Source organism: Paludicola sp. MB14-C6 (assembly GCF_030908625.1).
In the GTDB taxonomy this organism is placed as follows: Bacteria; Bacillota; Clostridia; order Oscillospirales; family Ruminococcaceae; genus Paludihabitans.
In genome coordinates this window covers 2,005,969-2,024,712 of record NZ_CP133133.1, presented here as the reverse complement: position 1 = coordinate 2,024,712, position 18,744 = coordinate 2,005,969, and the positions used below count along the sequence as shown (strand labels likewise).

The following is an 18,744-nucleotide window of genomic DNA, read 5'->3' as shown; positions in this document are numbered from 1 at the left end:
ATTTGCAGATTTTACTTTAATGTTAAGTTTCCGACTAATTATGCATTTTTATTTACACTGATCATTTAATTTAAGTCATAAATTTTATTACTTTTGAATACATATGGACATACAGATATGTGCATTTATTAATGTAAGTATCCCATCAGATTCAAGGAGTAATGCTATGAAAATGCTAGACTTTTTAGACAAAAGCTTGTCAAATGAACCGCTACAACCAAAAGTCAAGGCAAAGCCAGAGTCAAATCTTAAAAGCAAAGCCATAATACAACATAAAGGCAAGCCAATCATTGACACACATTATAAAACCGTATTGGGGCTAACAACTGCTGAAGCAGAGCAATTGCTGATTAAAAATGGTAAAAACGAATTGTTACATAAGAAAAAAGTTAGCCCTCTTAAAATATTTTTAGGACAATATAAAGATATCATGACGATTATTCTACTTATTTGTACCTTTGTTTCGATTATTATGGGTGAATACGTAGAAGCAATTGCGATTGCGGTAATCGTTTTAATGAACGGCTTTCTTGGCTTTATTCAAGAATATCGAACAGAAAAAACATTAGAAGCATTAAAAAATATGGCATCGCCTATGGCTAAAGTATTTCGTGATGGTGTCATTATACAAATTCCATCTAGTGAAATTGTTTGCGGTGATGTTGTTATGTTAGAAGCAGGAGATAAAATTCCTGCGGATGGTGTTTTACTACATTCCACTTCATTGGAATGTGATGAAGCAATGCTTACGGGTGAATCTGTTCCTGTGAAAAAAACGCACGTCATTTTTGAGGACCCTACTCTATATAATGAGCAATGTATGGTTTTCATGGGATGCGTTGTCACAAAAGGACATTGTAATTATCGAGTAACGGCGGTTGGCATGGATACCAAAATGGGCGGTATTGCTTCTATGCTTGAAGAAATAGAAGATGAACAAACCCCATTACAAAAGCGCTTAGAAGTACTTTCTAAATATATTGCAGTTGGTTGTTTACTCATTTGTGCTGTTGTAACACTAACTGGCTTTTTGCGTGGTGAACTCTTATTTGATATGCTGATTACAGGTGTATCCCTAGCAGTTGCAGCTGTTCCGGAAGGCTTAGCGGCTATTGTTACAATCTCACTCGCACTTTCTGTTAGCAGGATGGTAAAGCGAAATGCACTAGTTCGCCGACTTCATGCGGTTGAAACTCTTGGCTGTGCAACAGTAATTTGTTCCGATAAAACAGGTACACTTACGCAAAATAAAATGACTGCAACACGCATATATACTTGCGATGGTTATATAAGCGCTGAAAAACTGGCACTATCCAATTCAACCAATCAACTTTTATTAAAAGCCATTACGCTTTGCAACAATGCTGTCATATCGGATGATAATGAAGCTTTTGGTGACCATACTGAAATCTGCTTATTAAATCTTGCAAAGGAATATGACTTTACAAGAGAGAAATTAGAAGAAAGCCATACTCGTTTAGATGAGCAGCCATTTGACAGTACAAGAAAACGCATGAGCGTTGTTGTTGAAGATGAAAATCGCCAAAAATATATGTTTGTAAAAGGCGGATTTGATATTCTGTTAGACCGTTGCACAACCTATAGACAAGGTACACAAGAATTCCCGATGTTAGCAACTGATAAACGTAACATTGAAGATCAAAACAATAAAATGGCTGATTCTGCGCTTCGTGTAATTTGCATAGCCTATAAGAAAGTTACACCACTTACTGATCCGAAAACCGAAGAAGGGCTGACTTTTATCGGGCTAATCGGCATGATTGATCCTCCGAGAAAAGAAGTAAAAGGTGCAGTGTTAAATTGTTATAAAGCCGGTATTCGAACAGTAATGATTACCGGAGATCATAAAAAAACTGCTGTTGCTATTGCAAAAGAAATTGGTATTTATCATAAAGGTGATATGGTTCTTACGGGAAATGAGCTTGACCGAATGACAGCTGATGAGTTAAGCGAAATAGTTAACAAGGTAACGGTTTTTGCAAGAGTAAGCCCTAACCACAAGCTTATGATTGTAAGAGCGTTAAAACGGCATGGGCATATCGTAGCTATGACCGGTGATGGTGTAAACGATGCGCCAGCAATAAAAGAAGCAGATATCGGTGTAAGTATGGGTATGAACGGAACCGACGTAACCAGAGAAGCTTCCGAAATTATTTTGCTTGATGATAACTTTGCAACTTTAGTAAATGCTGTTGATGAAGGTAGAAGCATTTACAATAATATTCGCAAGTTTATTCGTTACTTACTCGCTTGTAATATTGGTGAGGTTATTACCATGTTTTTGGGAATGCTCATGGGTATGCCTGTTATCCTATTCCCATTACAAATTCTATTGGTTAATCTCGTAACTGACGGACTGCCTGCAATTGCATTAGGGCTAGAGCCATCTGATAAACGTGCCATGTTTGTTCCTCCAAGAAGACCAGATGAAAGTGTTTTCTCCAACGGTTTGGCAACCAAGATTATCTTTCGTGGTATTCTCATTGGGTTAGCAACACTTGCAACATTTGTAACACTATTTAAAATGAGTAGGAGTGTAGACGTTGCTCGAAGCGGTGCTTTATTTGCCTTAATCTTTGCACAGTTAATTCATGTATTTGAATGTAAGAGTGAAACGAAAAGCTTATTCGAAATTCCATTTTTTGATAATATAAAATTAATCTTAGCAGCAATGCTCTCAATGATTACGTTAATTGTTGTTTTATATATTCCGACTTTGCAAGTAATTTTTTCAACAGTCCCATTAACTTTTAGTCAAGTAATGGTTCCTATCCTATATAGTCTAATTGCTCCCGTTATTGTTGGATTTTTTAGACGAAAATAAGATGATATAATCAACAAAGCAGACATGATAAAAATCATGTCTACTTTGTTTCATTATGATAGAATGTTATTATTCTTCTTCACTAAACAATGCTTTTGCTTTTTCAATAACAACAGCTACTAGCTGATTCGGTAATTGGTCATATCGTTCAAATTCAAAGCTAAATGTTCCACTGCCTTGCGTTTGTTGACGAACCAACGTTGCAAAATCATGCATTTCACTCATTGGGACTTCCGCTTCAATGATTGATGTGCCTTCTTCGTTTGGATTCATACCAAGCACACGGCCACGACGCTTATTCAACTCGCCCATCATATCGCCTGTATTGGCATCAGGAACGATAACAGACAGCTTTCCAATTGGCTCTAAGAGTATTGGAGCTGCTTGCTGTAAACCATTCTTATAAGCAATGGTAGCTGCCATCTTAAAGGACATTTCAGAAGAATCTACCGGATGGTATGATCCATCTACTAAAGTAGCTTTTAAGCCTACTACAGGATATCCCGCTAGAACACCTTTATTAATACATTCACGCAAGCCTTTTTCAACTGCCGGAAAATATGATTTTGGAACTGCTCCACCGACAACCTTTTGATCGAATACTAATCCGTCACTATCACATGGCTCAAATTCAATCCATACATCGCCGTATTGACCGTGGCCACCAGATTGCTTTTTATGTCTACCTTGTACTCGAACTTTTTTCAAAATGGTTTCTCTATATGCCACAATTGGTGGATCAAGAGCAACAGAAACGCCAAATTTGGTTTTCATTTTTGCAACAACAACATCCAAATGTTGTTCACCTAAACCAGATAATACTTGTTGATGTGTTTCAACATTATTGGTAAAAGACAAAGAAGGATCTTCTTCTAACAGCCTTGCAATTGCTTGAGAAATTTTGCTCTCGTCACCTTTTGCGGTAGGAATTACAGCCATTGAATAACATGGTTCGGAATATTTAATTTTATCCATTATTACTTGTGTTCCAAAGCAAAGGGTATCACCTGTATTTGCCTCTAGTTTTGTAATCGCACCAATATCACCTGCTACGATTACCGGAGCATCTTCTTGCTTTTTACCACGTAAAAACACAAGCTTACCAATCTTTTCACTTTCACCCGTTGTCATATTATTAACTTCTATGCCTGAAGATAATTTTCCTTGCAGTACCTTCACAAAGGATAGCTTTCCGACAAATGGGTCAGCAACTGTCTTGAAAATATAGGCAGCCAACGGCTTTGTTTCGTCAATTTCATAGCTTCCCTCTATTGGCTTTTCAGCACACACTTCATTAGCAGACGGAAGTAAATTTACTATTGCTTTTAAAAGTAAATCCATTGCTTCTAATGTAACGGCAGAACCGCAAAAAACAGGAGTAATCGTTCCACTTTTAATACCATCATGAATTCCTTTTAAGAGCTCTTCTTTTGTAAATTGTTCGCCAGAAAAATATTTTTCAAATAAGGCTTCATCCGTTTCCGCTACAGCCTCACTAATTGCAGTTATTAACCCATCTATTCTATGCTCTGTGTTTGGCATTGGGATTTCTTTTGCTTTTCCATTTTCATAAGTATATGCTTTCATTTCGATTAAGCTCACATAGCCTTCAATTTTCTTATCACTGCCAAAAGGTACTACGAGAGGACATACAGATGGTCCAAATACAGATTTTAACTGCTCTAATATTTTATAAAAATCAGCGCTGTCTCTGTCCATTTTACTAACAAAGATTAAAGAAGATTTTCCGCTTTTCTTAGCAAGTTTAAAAGTCTTTTTTGTACCAACGGTAACTCCTGATTTTCCTGAAACTGTTATAATAACGCTATCAGACGCACGCACACCTTCATAAAGTCCTGAAGTAAAATCAAATAATCCCGGAGTGTCGAGAAGGTTTACTTTAACATCTTGATATTCAAAAGGAGCTAAACTCAAAGATATAGTTGCTTTTCTTTTAATTTCCTCTGCGTCAAAATCACATACGGTATTTCCGTCTGCAATTGTTCCCAATCTATCACTGGCATTGGTCAGAAATAAAAGTGCTTCTGCTAAGGAAGTCTTTCCTGCACCACCGTGTCCAACGATTGCGACATTTTTAATTTTGTTTGCACTATACTGTTTCATTAGAATCACCTTTTCTCCGCACGAAATGAAATTTTATGGATACTTATATGCGGGATAAGTATACCATTATCTTATCTTTTTACATATATTGCAAAAAGTTTGGCGAATTTTTGTATATTTTAGATATAAATATTCACCTGTTACTTTGAATTATAGCATATGTATACATTCATTGCAATCTAATTTACAAAAAATTGAATCAAAAAAGTTATTCTTTTCTTTCTCTTTTTCAAGCAGCTATGACTTCTATTTTAATTAAAATTTTTCTATAAAAATAGGAGCAAATTTGCAATCTGCTCCTATTGGTTTATTCTATATTATTGAGTATTGCAGGGACATAACCCGCAAAATAAATACTACACTTTCCTTCAATTGGATATTTTATGTTTACAAGTGATAGTGGTTTTGATTCATACTTTGAAACATCTGCACCGTTATAAGCCAGTGAAAATGCTTTCTTTGCCTTTTCTTTCAGTGCAACATCATTTAAACTTTGCAATGTTTCTTTGCTTGAATATTCCCGAAAGATTGCACTGGATGCGTCTTTTAATTCTGGATTGTAATTAACAAAAGGTATCTTTTGCTTTTCTAATCCTTTCACTAATTCATTCGTAATTTTTACTGCATCAAATTGGCCCTCATAGACTACATAAATATCTGCTAATCCCATTTCTTTTGTTTGGGATACCTTTTTGGAATAAAAACAAAAATAAATTGTTGCCGGATAGCCAAAGACTTGTTTTTTAATAGAAAACCCAGCTATATCTTTTTCTTTTATCTCTGGGAGAACTCCATCTGTAACATCCGTTTCCTTTAAATGCAATGCTTTTAAACAATTCTCTCTTGTCATACCCCAATCCGTTGCTGGGTAGTAGTTATATTGATATTTTTGTGCATTTGATGGTACGACCTTTTGTTTTTGGCAAGCTGTTGTTGATAACAGTAATGCGATTGATAATAATATAACGCCTAAATTCTTTACATATTTCATACTCTACACCAACCTTTTATTTATTCTATATTATTAAGTATAGCTGCCATTAAACCTTCATATGTGATGTAGCATCCATTCGGTTTAGTTCCATTTTCGTCTTCTATATCTTTTCCCAAATCAACTGTTGATATAGGTCCACCTTGCTTTATAACAATTAAATCCTTTCCATACTCTTTTATTTTAAAATTTTCATATCCCGAAGATTCTCTCAATTTTGATAATGTAAACTTAGCCTCATAGTGGGCTGAAAAATCATCATGCTGTGCTTCTTCTATAGATGATTGACAAAGAAAATCACCTTGAGAAGTTAAATCCGCCTTTAGAAAAGCGTTTATTTGCTTCATATCATACTTATCTTTAAATACAATTGAAACCGATGTTAAACCAATTGGCTTGTTCGATTCAGTTACGAGGTTATGAAAACTGAATCGAATCATTGCTGGATAACCATACACTTTCTTTTTTATCTCGAACGCAGAGTAATTTACACTATTTTCTAAATCTTCACTTTCACGGTTTATTTCCTTTTGCTTAATCCCAAGTGATTTTATCACTTCTTGCTCGGTCATTCCCCAATCCGTTCCTGGGTAGTAGTTATATTGATATTTTTGTGCATTGGGCGGTATGTACTTTTGCTTTTGGCAAGCCGTTAAACTGAATAACACTGCTATCAATATAAAAGAAATACTTACTCTTTTCATAACCCCAATATATTTCATATAACACTCCTATAAAATAACATTTATTCTTAGTTTCATTATACCCTACCAATACCAAATTGCAAGCCTATAAAACAAATAGCAAGGAAATATTCCTTGCTATTTCTTTTATAAACGTATACTTTTTTGATTGAATAGGTAAATAAGAAAGAATGCACTTAAGTATAGTAAGACTGCTAAATTCGTACAAAGATTTAAATGTCCTGTCAAGAACAATGCGAAAAAACCGAGTACTCCCAAAACAATACAAATAATATGAAAAAGCAATCCGGTTTTCATGCAATGAGAAAGCTTTTTCGTTGTAACAGTTGAAATAATATAGCTCTCGATTGTTCCGTTTGTTCCAAGAACTGCATCCATTTTTTCTTTGGATTCTACCTGTTTATAATATGTATTATGTAATCTTGAAGGCAGTATCTTAATGAAATCTTGTCCAATATCAAACAGCTGTGAAATGACAGTTGGCGTTAAGCAAGAATCAACTGATTTCACAATAGCTGCAATTCCGTTTCGCTCTAAAACCTGCAACATATTAACTATTTCTTGTTCTGCTTTCAGCTCAATAATGAATGCAGCAGACAATTCTCCCTCTGTTGCTACATATACAATTTCTTGAGATTGCTCTTGATACTTTAGCTCATAGTTTTTACTTGGAACTGCAATAGAATGTTGAATCATAAGTTCACGATTTCCAATGATCACTCGCCTATTGTCCACCCAAGCAGAAATACCCATTAAATCTTCATATTTAATAGAATCTACGGGTTTCAGCAACGACTTATTATCTGCAATAATCGTTAAAAATACATTAGCTAAAATGCTTCTGCTTTCACAAAGAACACTGGCTGCATTTACAATTGCCTCATCAATTCGTTTTCCTGAAAAAGTTTTAATACCATGCAGGATTACAGTATCTTTCGGGAATAAATCATATGCATCCAGCAAGATAGAGTTTACTTCGCTATATTCATCGAATGCGTCTTGATTTGGAATCATCGCTTTAAAATGAGATAAAACTGCTTTTGTATCATAAATTGGGAAAACAGAGAAAAATGTAGCTACAAAAGAAGTTGCAATCACCATCACACCACTTGCCATAGTCATAGCAACATAAATATTTTTGTTTGATAATAGGAATGCGAGTCCACCTGAAATGATTGACGTAATTAAAGCATATAATACTATTTTAGAGTTAGCTTTATCGCTTGCATCAGGCTGATTCACGTGGAAAAGAAAGTGGCTGAAGAATTTAGTCTTAACCGTCTTAGCTAAGAATGGTTCTTCATCAATAACTCCCTTAGTCATATCTACTTTAGCTGCAAAATCATCCACCATTGTGATACCATATCGTTCTTCATTATCAACATTCTTAATAAAATCAAAATTATGTGTTATCATTTTGACTTCCATGTATTTAGATATGTATAAGAACAAAAACGTAATAATGAGTATTGGCGTAAACAATTGAACGCCTTTGGTAAGTGCTTCACTTGTATTAAACAGCAAAAGCATATTCGCAGCAAGGCATACTACGGTTGTAACGCTATATAACATATCTGTAACCGGTTCTCTATTCAGCATTGATTGAATAGCCGATATCAGCACATCAAACGCCAAGCACATAGCAATCGCCAATAATATTATATTTGCCATTACATAGATACTCGGTGATATTGTAATCATATGAAACGCTGTAAACTGCGTACCTGATACTTGGAAAAAGCATAAAACAAGTGCAATCAAAGAAAGAACGCTAAAACTGCTTACACGAAAGAACAATGTTTTTGTTAGCTTAGAAAGATACTGCGTAATTTCTTCATTTTGAGAAGCATTGGTGTATTCTAACTCCTCATCTTCATCTGATTCATTCAAAATTGGGGGTAATGGTTGCTTTCCTTTATGAATAACCGTTTCCATTACCTCATCTTGGCTTTCTATTTCTTCTTCAATCGGATTGTTTTGCAAAACAGCATCCTTTTCTTCGAGTATAGGGATCGGTTTTACTTTCTCCTCCGTCTGCAATTGAGTAGTAATCGGTTTTGGAGCAATTACATCTTCTTTATTAAGAGATTTCTCCGGCGTTTCCTCTTGTAAAACAAACTTTTCGATTTTTTTAGTTCTGTTTTTCTTATACTCTTTATAATTTTTTTCGTTCATCTCAAGCTTGCCATAACTGTCTTCAACATGCTTGTCATCCATCTTGAAACGCCCAAAATGCGATGTAATATTTTGCATCTCACGCTTAATATGATCATTATTTGCAGTTTGTTTCAGCTCTTCTAGCTTATCTTGCTTTTCTTCTGAATTGAGCTTTTGAAATGAAGATGTTTCTACTTTTACCTTTTGATTAGATTGAACAGAAGTCACTTTTAAAGACTGAGTATCTTGGTTTTTTAATAATTCCGTTTCTTTCTTTTCAGTTGGCTCAATACGCAATAACTTTTCAACTGCACGTTCCTCTCGCTGTTGCTTTTTTAATTGGCGAGTATTATCTTTCTCCATTTGCTCATACAACTGGCTTATTGAGCGTGTTTGTGCTTTGATCTCTTTTTCTAGGCTTCGTTTTTCTTCATCACTTAGCGTTATATTTTCTTTTTTAATCTGTTCATTCTTTTTTTCTGTAATAATTTGCTCAATGATTTCATTTACATGATTGAGGTCGCTTTGTGGTTTCGATTTTTCATTTTTAGCTTTTTTAAGTTGCAACTCTTGCAAAATCTCTTCAACTGAAATATTTTTGTCATCCATTTTTGTCCCCCATTTCAATCATCACAAAGACGTATGAATATAAGTTATTTTCCTAAACGTTGTCTTGCCACTTCATACATTAAAATTCCACCTGCTACAGATGCATTTAATGAGTTAATGTTTCCGTACATTGGTAATGTGGTGATAAAGTCGCATTCTTCTTTTACCAATCTGCCTAATCCGTTTCCTTCGGAACCAATAACAATTGCCACACCGCCGTTATATTTATGCTCGCACCATAGTTGTCCACCTATATCAGCACCATATACCCATATATTTTGCTTCTTAAGGTCTTTAATGCAAGATACCAAATTTGATACTTTTGCAACAGGTAAAACGCTAGCAGCACCTGCACTCGTTTTATAAACTGTTGCTGACAAGGATGCACTTCTTCGCTTTGGAATAATAATGCCGTCTGCACCACATGCTTCTGCTGTACGAATTAACGCACCTAAATTGTGTGGATCTTCGATTTCATCTGCAATAATAATAAACGGAGAAGTTCCTTTTTGCTCAGATATTCTTAAAATATCTTCAACAGTAGCGTAGTCAGCACATGGACAAACAGCAACTACACCTTGATGTGTTGTTCCTTCACTCATCAAATCCAATTTTTGATTTGTAGTGAATTTCACAACAATTCCTTTTTCACGAGCCATTGCTTTAATTTTGTTGATGCTGCCTTGTGTCTCACCATTCGTCATATAGATTGCATCGATATTACGATTGGATTTTAGGGCTTCGATAACTGCATTTCTACCTGAAATGATGTCTTGATTTTGAATATTCTCTGTTTGTTCCATATTGGTTTCCTTATCTGTATTTATAAATTTATTGAATTCTTTTCACTGGTGTTTTTACTAATGCTGTATTACTTAAAAGTAGGATTATAGCATTTAAAAAACAAAATTACTATGATTAAGTTTATTATATCACATTATGAAAACATAACACAACCACATACACAATTAATATGAGCTATTTTGCACATTCATTATGCATATACGGAGAGTAGATATCAACTTTCCACAAGTTGTCCTCAATTTTAAACAGATTTTACATAGAGTTATCAACGTTTTCAACAGAGTTTTCAACATTTGTGTGCAAAATTGACCTGCATTTTCTATACATTTCACTGTATATTCATAAAGTTATGACTACATTGTGTATATATTTGCTTTTGTTGATTAAAACAGATGGTTTTAGTATAAAATATAAATAACCCATTTTGAAATAAGCAAAGGAATGATTATTATGAACACAGTAAAAGGTGTTAATAAACAAATTGTCGAAATAAATTATACCCGAGATGATTATGTACAAAAAGCAATTCTAATTATCAACCCCGATAAAAATCATTTAGGTGAAAAAATATTGAATCAAAAAGCACATAGCTATATGGACAAACTACAACCACCAAAGCCAAAGAAAAAGCACGCAATCGGTATTCCTTTTTTAAAGGCTTCTCTTTATTTTCTATTAGGCGCCTGTATTATGCTTTTAATCACTTACTTGTTTTAAAATGTCTAAACAATGCCCCGCTAACATATGAATAAATATAACTAAATTATAGGGGATGGTAATATGGAAAACAAAAAACGAATTTTACTTTTTGAAATTATCGGTGCCATTGTAATAGTAATTGGTGCATTCTTGTTTCATTTTTTATATGAATTATCGGGAGACAATTTTATTGTAGGCCTATTTGTAGCTACAAACGAAAGCGTTTTCCAACATATAAAGATTGTATTTGTCCCATTTGTTCTTTATAGTATTATCGAATATTTTTGCCTTAATATTAGCTTTAAAAAGTTTTTTACAGCAAAATCAATTGCAGGGCTTTCTGTTTATGCTCTGCTCATTATTTTCTATTACACCTACTCGGGTATAATAGGCTATAATATCGCTCTTATAGACATCTTTTCCGTATTCCTATATGCTTTAATATCCGCTTATCTAGGCTATCGTCTTCTAGTCACAAAACGTGATATTACCAAATGGTTTTGGATTGTATTTCCTTTGTATATTCTTGCATTGATAAGCTTAATTGTTTTTACAATCTGGCCGCCAAAAATCAACTTATTTTATGATACGATGTATAAAACATATTACCCTTTAAAGCATAAATAAAAAAAGCCCTCCACAAGGAGAGCTTTTTTATTTGTAAAGCAAGTTATGCAAATATGCTTAATAGTACACCAGCTGCCACCGCAGAACCGATAACACCAGCTACGTTAGGGCCCATTGCATGCATTAATAAGAAGTTAACAGGGTTAGCTTCCGCACCAACTCTTTGGGATACTCTTGCAGCCATTGGAACTGCTGAAACACCTGCAGAACCAATCAATGGGTTAACTTGACCTTTAGAAAAGACATACATTAGCTTTCCGAATAACACACCTGCAGCTGTACCAATACAGAATGCAAATAAACCTAAAACAATTATGCCTAGAATTTTAACGTTTAAAAAGTATTCTGCTTTTGTTGTTGCACCAACAGAAATACCTAAGAAAATAGTAACGATATTCATTAACTCATTTTGAGCTGTTTTTACCAAACGATCAACCGCACCAGATTCTTTCATTAGATTACCAAGCATAAACATTCCGATTAATGGAGTAGCATCCGGAACAATCAAACAAATGACTAAAGTAACGACGATTGGGAAAATAATTTTCTCTGTCTTGGAAACCGGACGGAGCTGTTTCATTACTACTGAACGTTCTTTTTTTGTAGTTAAAGCTTTCATAATTGGTGGTTGGATAATTGGAACCAACGCCATATATGAATATGCGGCAACTGCAATAGAACCTAATAATGCCGGCGCTAATGTTTTTGCAACTAAAATTGCTGTCGGTCCATCTGCACCACCGATAATAGCAATGGATGCAGCTTGTTCGTTTGTAAAACGAAGACCTTGTAGCCATTCCGGTGCAGATTCAGGAATTAAAGCGCTAATTCCAAGTGCACCAATAAAAGTTACGAAAATACCTGCTTGTGCAGCAGCGCCAAGTAAGAAACTTTTGGGATTTGCAATGAGCGGACCGAAGTCTGTCATACAGCCAATTCCTAGGAAAATAAGTGATGGATAAATGCCCAATTTAACACCGAGATATAAAAAATCCAGTAATCCGCCATTGTGAAGTATTTCGCCATAATTAACCTCTTTGGCAACAAAATATTCCATATGGAATATATCTGCTACAGGTAGATTGGTTAATAGCATACCAAACGCAATTGGTAATAGTAAAAGTGGTTCATATCCTTTTTTTATCGCTAAATACATAAGAAGCCCTGAAATTAAGATCATAACACCTTGTTGCCAGGTCATATTAACTATGCCCGACCTATTCAAAAGGCCTTGTATCGTCTCTAAAAAAACATCAAACATTTTTCTCTCCTTAAAGCAATTTAATTAAATCATAAGTTTGAACTTTCTCTTTTCAATTTTCAAAATACCTTAATTGTTTTGTTTTAAAAAGGTCGTGTATTTTCGCTAATACCTGCAGCATTCCACGCTGGTCTTAGCTCTCTTGCACGTTTAACACTTCTAACTGCAAAAGGTCTTGCATTACCTTCAGAAGACATCATTACAGCTATTGCAGCAGTAATTGCAGCAACCACATCATCTCCGATGCCATCATCAATTATACTAACGCTTCCTTGTGAGCTCACGCTTGCCACAGAAGAATTATTTTGTGAATTACCTTTTTTAGCATTATTCACTGATTGAAATACTTTACCCATCATAACACATAGAATAACTAGTAAAATTAGAATAGCAAAAACAACAACTAGTCCAGTTATTACTACTGCATTTGAAAATCCCCAGTCAACTAATTCCATATTTTTTCTCTCCTTTACATTATAATAAAATATCATAACACTAATGATTATTATACCTTATTGTTAAAGTTTTTTCAATCTTTTCTTTAAGATATGTTAAAGAAATTACCTAATTACTTTGCACATTTTTATCTATTATCATTCAATACTGTATTATAAAAATTCCAATATAAAATAGATTGTAAATCTTCATCGCTTAAATTTAAGTTGAATAATCGGTCTAGCTCTTGCTTATGTGACCACATTGGGAAATCTGTTCCAAAGAAAAATTGATTTACTCCAAATTTATCAATCATTTTTAAAGCATGTTCAGGATTCAATTGAAACAATGAGCTTGAAGTATCCATATAAATATTTTGACTATCATATGCTTCGTAAGCCTCATCCCAATTTTGGTAGCCACCAAAATGGGCAGCAATGCATTTTAAATCTGGAAATTTATCACATACTCTTGCTAACCTAGTCGGACGAGAATAATCATAACGGTCATCCCCAGTATGAAATAATATCATTAACTTTCCTTCAACACGTTTGTACATTTTCATTGCTTTTTCATCATCTATATGAAACAACTGAAAATCGGGATGAAGTTTAATTCCTTTAAACCCTAGCGATAAAATTCGTTCAATTTCTTGCTCTATGTTCTCCATAAATGGATGAAGCGTTGCAAAGCCAACAAATTCATCATGCTTTTGACATTCATCGTAAATAAAATCGTTAATCGGAATGACTTGCTGGGGTTTTGTTGCTGTGGAACATACTAAATATTTTTCCACGCCAATGGTTTCGCCACTTTTTAAAAGCATTTCACTTGTTCCGTTTCCTCGCATTGGAATGTCATAAAAATCGCCAATAGAAGCAACTGCTTTTTCAGCAATCTTTTCGGGAAAAATATGTGCATGAGCATCAATAATCTTCATTGGTTTTTGGCTTTTGGTTTTGTTTTTTTCAGTAGTTTTCAATTGTTATCCTCTTTTCAAATGCGGTTTCTAAAATTAATGATAAGAAATCATACAGCGCTTTCACACTGTATGATTTTCTCAATTAACGTAATGCGTTATAGTAATCCAATACACCTTGTGCTGTTGCTTTTGCCATATTGTCTTGATGGGTTGGATCCAGAATTTTTTGCTCTTCTTCCGGATTAGATAAATAACCATACTCAATTAAAATAGAAGGAAATTGCTTTTCTCTTGTTACAACAAAGTTGTAGTTTGGAACGGAGCATTTAAAGCCCCTATTATACAAATGTTGTCCTAATCGTGCTTGAACATGTTGTGCTAATGGCTGAGAAAACGGCGCATTAAAGTAAGTTTCAACTCCATTAGCGCTGGCATTAGAGCCGGCTGAATTATGGTGGCAACTAATCATCATATCTACTTGATTATTATGAGCAGTCAACACACGTTGATCCAAACTTGGGTTACTGTCGCCCGTACGTGTCATAATTACATTTGCTCCTAAAGCTTGTAATTCTGCCTTAACCTTTTCAGCCATAATTAGATTCACTGTCTTCTCAACAGTATCTTGACCTGCCATGGTACCATTATCATTACCCCCATGTCCAGGGTCAATTGCAATTGTAATTCCGGCTAATGAACCACCCGAAGCCGGATTATTAAAACGTAGCACTAACGTATTTCCCTCATATGTTGCATGACATCCATAATAACTGCCCGCTTTACTTAAGTTGAGTGTTAATTTATATTGGAAAATTCGTCTGCTTTGATTAAAAACACGTTCAAAGGATGCGCCAGAAAATAACGGGCTTGATGTGATATTATTAGTAACTGCGGCTATCGCATTTTTATCAATAACGGTTGTATAGTCAAATAACAATATAATCTGGTTTGAACTAAATGAATAGTTTTTGGTTTGACTTGGATCTGTTGGATATGGATTTGGAAGTATACTGAATGGTGCTTTCCAACTCATTGTTGCACGGATAACGGTATCACCGCCTTCTACACCTGCAGTCATTGCTGTAATTGCATTATTACCTTCAAAAGCAATATCTTGAATAGATACAGCTCCACGTTTCACAGTTTTACCTGATCGCAAATTCACAAAATCGCCGTTTACACTTTCAACTATATCTTGTGTACCGGATGGCAACTGATAAAGAATTGCTTGTGGATAACCTGGTGTTGTTAGATATGGATACGTATTTGCATATCTTTGTGTTACAACTGCATGAGGCAATACTTTTCCTGTAGCTGCATCAGGATCAACATCATCTGGAATCTTATCTATTGTAATTGTAGAACCGGTCAAGGTTTTGGAGTACATTTTAAAAGTACCTTTTACAGAAATTGCACCTATATTTTGCTCTTTATTTTTAGCAGCTCCAACAGTAATACTTCCTTGGAAGTTTCTATATGTGGAATCCACTTCGTTATCTTCACCGGCACCACCTTCGGCTAACGTTATTGTTTTTCCACCTAAAGTTGCTGTTACTTTTGCACCTTTATAAGCCATAACGTTAATCTCAATAGTAGATCCGCCGGCAACTTTCATTGCCTTTGTTGGGCTGACTGATTTAATTGGTATTACTTGACGTTCAATCGTAAAGGTTTGCTTTTCACCTTTATGCTCCATCACAATTTTATTCACGCCAACCTCCAAATTAACCCAAACGCTGAATCCACCTTTTTCGGACGGCTTAACTTTTTCGCCATTTAAAATAACATCATGGTTTGGATCAAACTTGCCTCTAAATTGCACTGCTTCTTCATACGTTACAAACTGAGTTTTTTTCGGAAGTGATAGCGTTAAGTTTTGAAATAAATCATTTTCAGAATACTCGTCTTTATAATATTTTAATAAATCTTGTGTACTGGTTTCCATATTAGCCATAAGGCTCTTATAACCAGTAAATGCACTTCCATAATATTGTGGGTTTAGCTTTGTGGCAGCCGATACTTGCTTTGCAAGCTGACCATAGCCGTTCCATCCTGGAAGATTTTGATTAGCTTTTTCTCCACTATGGGTAACATAAAAAGGATTTTGTGTTTGCTTACAAAGCTCATTCCACCACGTAACAACATTGGTGTATGATACATTCGGATCCTCAATTGAAGTTGTGGCTTTTATGTTGATATAATCAATACATTTACTTTCTAAGATTGCTTTTGTATCAGCAAAGCCGCTTTTTAAAGCAGTAAATTCTGCTTTCGTATTTAAGCCCTTTTCGTTGTCGGCTTTATTCGCCCATACACTATCTACGACCAATCCAACAGCCATTTTATTTTGTATTGCTTTAATTGCTTGAGAGACGCCATCAATTGTTGCTAATGCATTATCTAATAGCCATTGATCGTAATTTCCTATTCCACCATAGCGCATAAATTCATGATAAGAGTTTGTATCCTTTTTGGAATAATAGCTATCGATTAAAATAGAATCCAATGGATATGTCTTTGCAAGATGAGTTGCAACATCAAATATCATTTCTTTATTCTCATATGGTAAGTGACTGTCTAGTTTTGAGCCCGCAGTAGTTTTTAAGCCTGTTACATTATAAATAGCCTGAACACTGATGTTTTGTGCTTTTGCTTTTTCAATCAAGATAGAAAGCAAATCAACAGGTGTTGATTCCACTAACTCATTCTTAAATATTACCTTATCATCATATTTCGTATCAATGATAATTGTATTGAAATCCAAGGTTTTCATATCTTTCAATATCGCATCAACTTCGGATTCCAATTGTGCTTGTGTTGCGTTGATATCAGCATAAAGATCTGTTTTAGGCGTAAGCTTAAGTGCTTTCATTTTCTTTAAGAAAGTATAGTCAACGCTGACTTTTTTAAAATAGCCCTCAGGAACTTTAATGCGAGCTTGCTGCATTACGACAGCTTGCTTTGCTTTATTTTCTTTTTGAACTAAGAATATACCCAAGACGACGCTTAAAATAATCAGTACAGCGGTAATTATGATACCGATAATCATTGCAATTTTCTTATTTTTTGTCATTTTCTTAACTGGTTTCTTTATTGGATTGCTATCCGTTGAATCCTCAATTTTAGCTGTTTCTTGTTCTTTCGACTTTTTTTGAGATTTATTTTTATCTTTTCGAAAGAACTTTTTTTGTTTTTTCATATAAGGCAAAACTTTCTCTCCTATCTAACAATATACAACCTTTAGTTTTTATAATCCCAGAATATGATCATAGCGGAACAAGCAATAACCACTTGCTCGATTGCTAGCCATAGCATCTTTTATTTGTTGGTTAATTACATCGTTTGACAAACGATAAGGTGCTAATCCAATATATAATGCAACACTATCGCAAGTCACAAAATTTTCCCATTTATTTAATGTCATGGTATATGGCTGAACAGAATGATTATAGTCCCAATAAATTTGTGGCATAACGTAATCAATATATCCAGGTTGAGAACACCATTTTGCTAAATCGGTAGATAAATTACCCATATCTGAACTTGGAAGTTTATTTGCAGCACGGAACGCTCCAGCAGGGCTCACACCAAATCTTGCTTTAGGGTTAATTGACTTCATGCCATCGTATAACCCTTTTACCATAGCAGTAGTATTTGCTTTCGCTTGAGCGGCTGTATCACCATAAGCAGACGGACTATCGTTATAGAAATAGTCATCAATATGTACGCCATCAATCTTATAATTCTTTACCATTTCATTAGAGCCGTTTATAATAAGCTGTTGTACTTCTTTATTGCCCGGTTTTAACCACCATCGGCCATCATTGCTTTTAATCATGTATTGATCTCTTTTTTCGCTGGAATACCATGCCTTTGTTGGAAAGCTGTTATCTACCAAAGCAAATTCAGCATCATTCATGGTTCGATAAGGGTTAATCCAAGCATGAATTTCTAAACTTCGATTATGTGCTTCTTCTACCATAATTGCTAACGGATCATAATCAACTTTAGCGCCTACTGTTCCACTTGCATGTTTAGACCATGGATAATATTGAGATGGATACATAGAATCGCCATGTGGACGGACTTGTACGATAACTGTATTTAAACCTTTTGATACTGCTGTATTATAATATAATTGAATTCTTGAACGAAAAGCATCTGCACTAGAGCCTTTAAAGCTATCAAACTCTAAAAAAGCAATCCAAACCGCTTTCATTTGAGCGTGAGTAATATTGTTTTCTTGTTTTGGATTCGAACTTACCGGCTTGCTAGGAGCTGGCTTTGAACTATTAGGCTTGCTTGAAGCCGGCTTACTGGAAGGCGGCTTTGAGCTAGGCTTGCTGCTTTCAATTTTTGAAATAATTGATGATAAATCGCTTGAGCTTTCATGGCTGGAAAGCTCGCTTGACGAGCTTGGATATTCCGAAACATTTGTTGAAATATCCGAAGAGCTATTGAGTGAGGCTGTGCTTTCTTGTGGTTGTGCGCAGGATGAAAAGCTCATCATAGTGAATAAAGCTGCTAGAACTGCTGTTATTTTAATATACTTTTTCATAATTCCTC

At 34.8% G+C, this 18,744-nt stretch carries 13 protein-coding genes; 3 read left to right on the top strand and 10 right to left on the bottom strand.

The window, feature by feature from the left end:
* Nucleotides 1–166 precede the first annotated feature (166 nt).
* Nucleotides 167–2,845 carry a calcium-translocating P-type ATPase, PMCA-type gene (locus RBG61_RS09715; protein WP_307943047.1) on the top strand — a complete coding sequence of 893 codons (2,679 nt, stop codon included), beginning with the start codon at nt 167–169 and terminating at the stop codon, nt 2,843–2,845.
* Nucleotides 2,846–2,914: 69 nt separating this feature from the next.
* On the opposite strand, the gene RBG61_RS09710 is transcribed toward RBG61_RS09715, so the two are convergent.
* From RBG61_RS09710 to rlmB, 5 genes are all read right to left on the bottom strand, one after another.
* Nucleotides 2,915–4,969 (bottom strand): elongation factor G, encoded by a 2,055-nt coding sequence (locus tag RBG61_RS09710; protein ID WP_307943045.1) that lies wholly within the window; start codon nt 4,967–4,969, stop codon nt 2,915–2,917.
* A 307-nt stretch (nt 4,970–5,276) separates the two neighbouring features.
* Entirely contained in the window at nt 5,277–5,960 is a 684-nt protein-coding gene (locus RBG61_RS09705; protein WP_307943044.1) for a hypothetical protein, read from the bottom strand.
* 20 nt (nt 5,961–5,980) lie between these two features.
* Complete coding sequence (locus tag RBG61_RS09700; RefSeq protein WP_307943041.1) at nt 5,981–6,682, bottom strand: lipoprotein; 702 nt, start codon at nt 6,680–6,682, stop codon at nt 5,981–5,983.
* A 108-nt stretch (nt 6,683–6,790) separates the two neighbouring features.
* Complete coding sequence (locus RBG61_RS09695; protein ID WP_307943039.1) at nt 6,791–9,430, bottom strand: hypothetical protein; 2,640 nt, start codon at nt 9,428–9,430, stop codon at nt 6,791–6,793.
* Between the two features lie 44 nt (nt 9,431–9,474).
* Nucleotides 9,475–10,233 carry a 23S rRNA (guanosine(2251)-2'-O)-methyltransferase RlmB gene (gene rlmB / locus RBG61_RS09690; RefSeq protein WP_307943037.1) on the bottom strand — a complete coding sequence of 253 codons (759 nt, stop codon included), beginning with the start codon at nt 10,231–10,233 and terminating at the stop codon, nt 9,475–9,477.
* Between the two features lie 451 nt (nt 10,234–10,684).
* Here rlmB and RBG61_RS09685 point away from each other — a divergent pair, with 451 nt between their 5' ends.
* Both RBG61_RS09685 and RBG61_RS09680 read left to right on the top strand, forming a co-directional pair.
* Nucleotides 10,685–10,951, top strand: a complete 267-nt coding sequence (locus tag RBG61_RS09685; protein ID WP_307943034.1) for a hypothetical protein — start codon at nt 10,685–10,687, stop codon at nt 10,949–10,951.
* Nucleotides 10,952–11,014: 63 nt separating this feature from the next.
* Complete coding sequence (locus RBG61_RS09680) at nt 11,015–11,560, top strand: DUF6512 family protein (protein WP_307943031.1); 546 nt, start codon at nt 11,015–11,017, stop codon at nt 11,558–11,560.
* Nucleotides 11,561–11,603: 43 nt separating this feature from the next.
* On the opposite strand, the gene RBG61_RS09675 is transcribed toward RBG61_RS09680, so the two are convergent.
* The 5 genes from RBG61_RS09675 to RBG61_RS09655 form a co-directional block, all read right to left on the bottom strand.
* Nucleotides 11,604–12,821 (bottom strand): sodium ion-translocating decarboxylase subunit beta, encoded by a 1,218-nt coding sequence (locus RBG61_RS09675; RefSeq protein ID WP_307943029.1) that lies wholly within the window; start codon nt 12,819–12,821, stop codon nt 11,604–11,606.
* Nucleotides 12,822–12,904: 83 nt separating this feature from the next.
* On the bottom strand, nt 12,905–13,276 hold the full coding sequence (locus tag RBG61_RS09670; protein ID WP_307943026.1) for an OadG family protein: 372 nt from the start codon (nt 13,274–13,276) through the stop codon (nt 12,905–12,907).
* Nucleotides 13,277–13,404: 128 nt separating this feature from the next.
* A complete protein-coding gene (locus RBG61_RS09665; RefSeq protein ID WP_307943025.1) occupies nt 13,405–14,238 on the bottom strand; it encodes an amidohydrolase family protein in 834 nt (277 codons plus the stop codon).
* A gap of 82 nt (nt 14,239–14,320) precedes the next feature.
* Nucleotides 14,321–17,377 (bottom strand): N-acetylmuramoyl-L-alanine amidase family protein, encoded by a 3,057-nt coding sequence (locus RBG61_RS09660; protein ID WP_307947247.1) that lies wholly within the window; start codon nt 17,375–17,377, stop codon nt 14,321–14,323.
* A gap of 48 nt (nt 17,378–17,425) precedes the next feature.
* A complete protein-coding gene (locus tag RBG61_RS09655; RefSeq protein ID WP_307943023.1) occupies nt 17,426–18,736 on the bottom strand; it encodes a glycoside hydrolase family 10 protein in 1,311 nt (436 codons plus the stop codon).
* Nucleotides 18,737–18,744 lie beyond the last annotated feature (8 nt).

Bases quoted from the DNA above. Each gene is read 5' to 3' on its own strand.
- RBG61_RS09715 (WP_307943047.1), top strand. From the start codon at position 167: ATGAAAATGCTAGACTTTTTAGACAAAAGCTTGTCAAATGAACCGCTA.
- RBG61_RS09710 (WP_307943045.1), bottom strand. From the start codon at position 4,969: ATGAAACAGTATAGTGCAAACAAAATTAAAAATGTCGCAATCGTTGGA.
- RBG61_RS09705 (WP_307943044.1), bottom strand. From the start codon at position 5,960: ATGAAATATGTAAAGAATTTAGGCGTTATATTATTATCAATCGCATTA.
- RBG61_RS09700 (WP_307943041.1), bottom strand. From the start codon at position 6,682: ATGAAATATATTGGGGTTATGAAAAGAGTAAGTATTTCTTTTATATTG.
- RBG61_RS09695 (WP_307943039.1), bottom strand. From the start codon at position 9,430: ATGGATGACAAAAATATTTCAGTTGAAGAGATTTTGCAAGAGTTGCAA.
- rlmB (WP_307943037.1), bottom strand. From the start codon at position 10,233: ATGGAACAAACAGAGAATATTCAAAATCAAGACATCATTTCAGGTAGA.
- RBG61_RS09685 (WP_307943034.1), top strand. From the start codon at position 10,685: ATGAACACAGTAAAAGGTGTTAATAAACAAATTGTCGAAATAAATTAT.
- RBG61_RS09680 (WP_307943031.1), top strand. From the start codon at position 11,015: ATGGAAAACAAAAAACGAATTTTACTTTTTGAAATTATCGGTGCCATT.
- RBG61_RS09675 (WP_307943029.1), bottom strand. From the start codon at position 12,821: ATGTTTGATGTTTTTTTAGAGACGATACAAGGCCTTTTGAATAGGTCG.
- RBG61_RS09670 (WP_307943026.1), bottom strand. From the start codon at position 13,276: ATGGAATTAGTTGACTGGGGATTTTCAAATGCAGTAGTAATAACTGGA.
- RBG61_RS09660 (WP_307947247.1), bottom strand. From the start codon at position 17,377: ATGAAAAAACAAAAAAAGTTCTTTCGAAAAGATAAAAATAAATCTCAA.
- RBG61_RS09655 (WP_307943023.1), bottom strand. From the start codon at position 18,736: ATGAAAAAGTATATTAAAATAACAGCAGTTCTAGCAGCTTTATTCACT.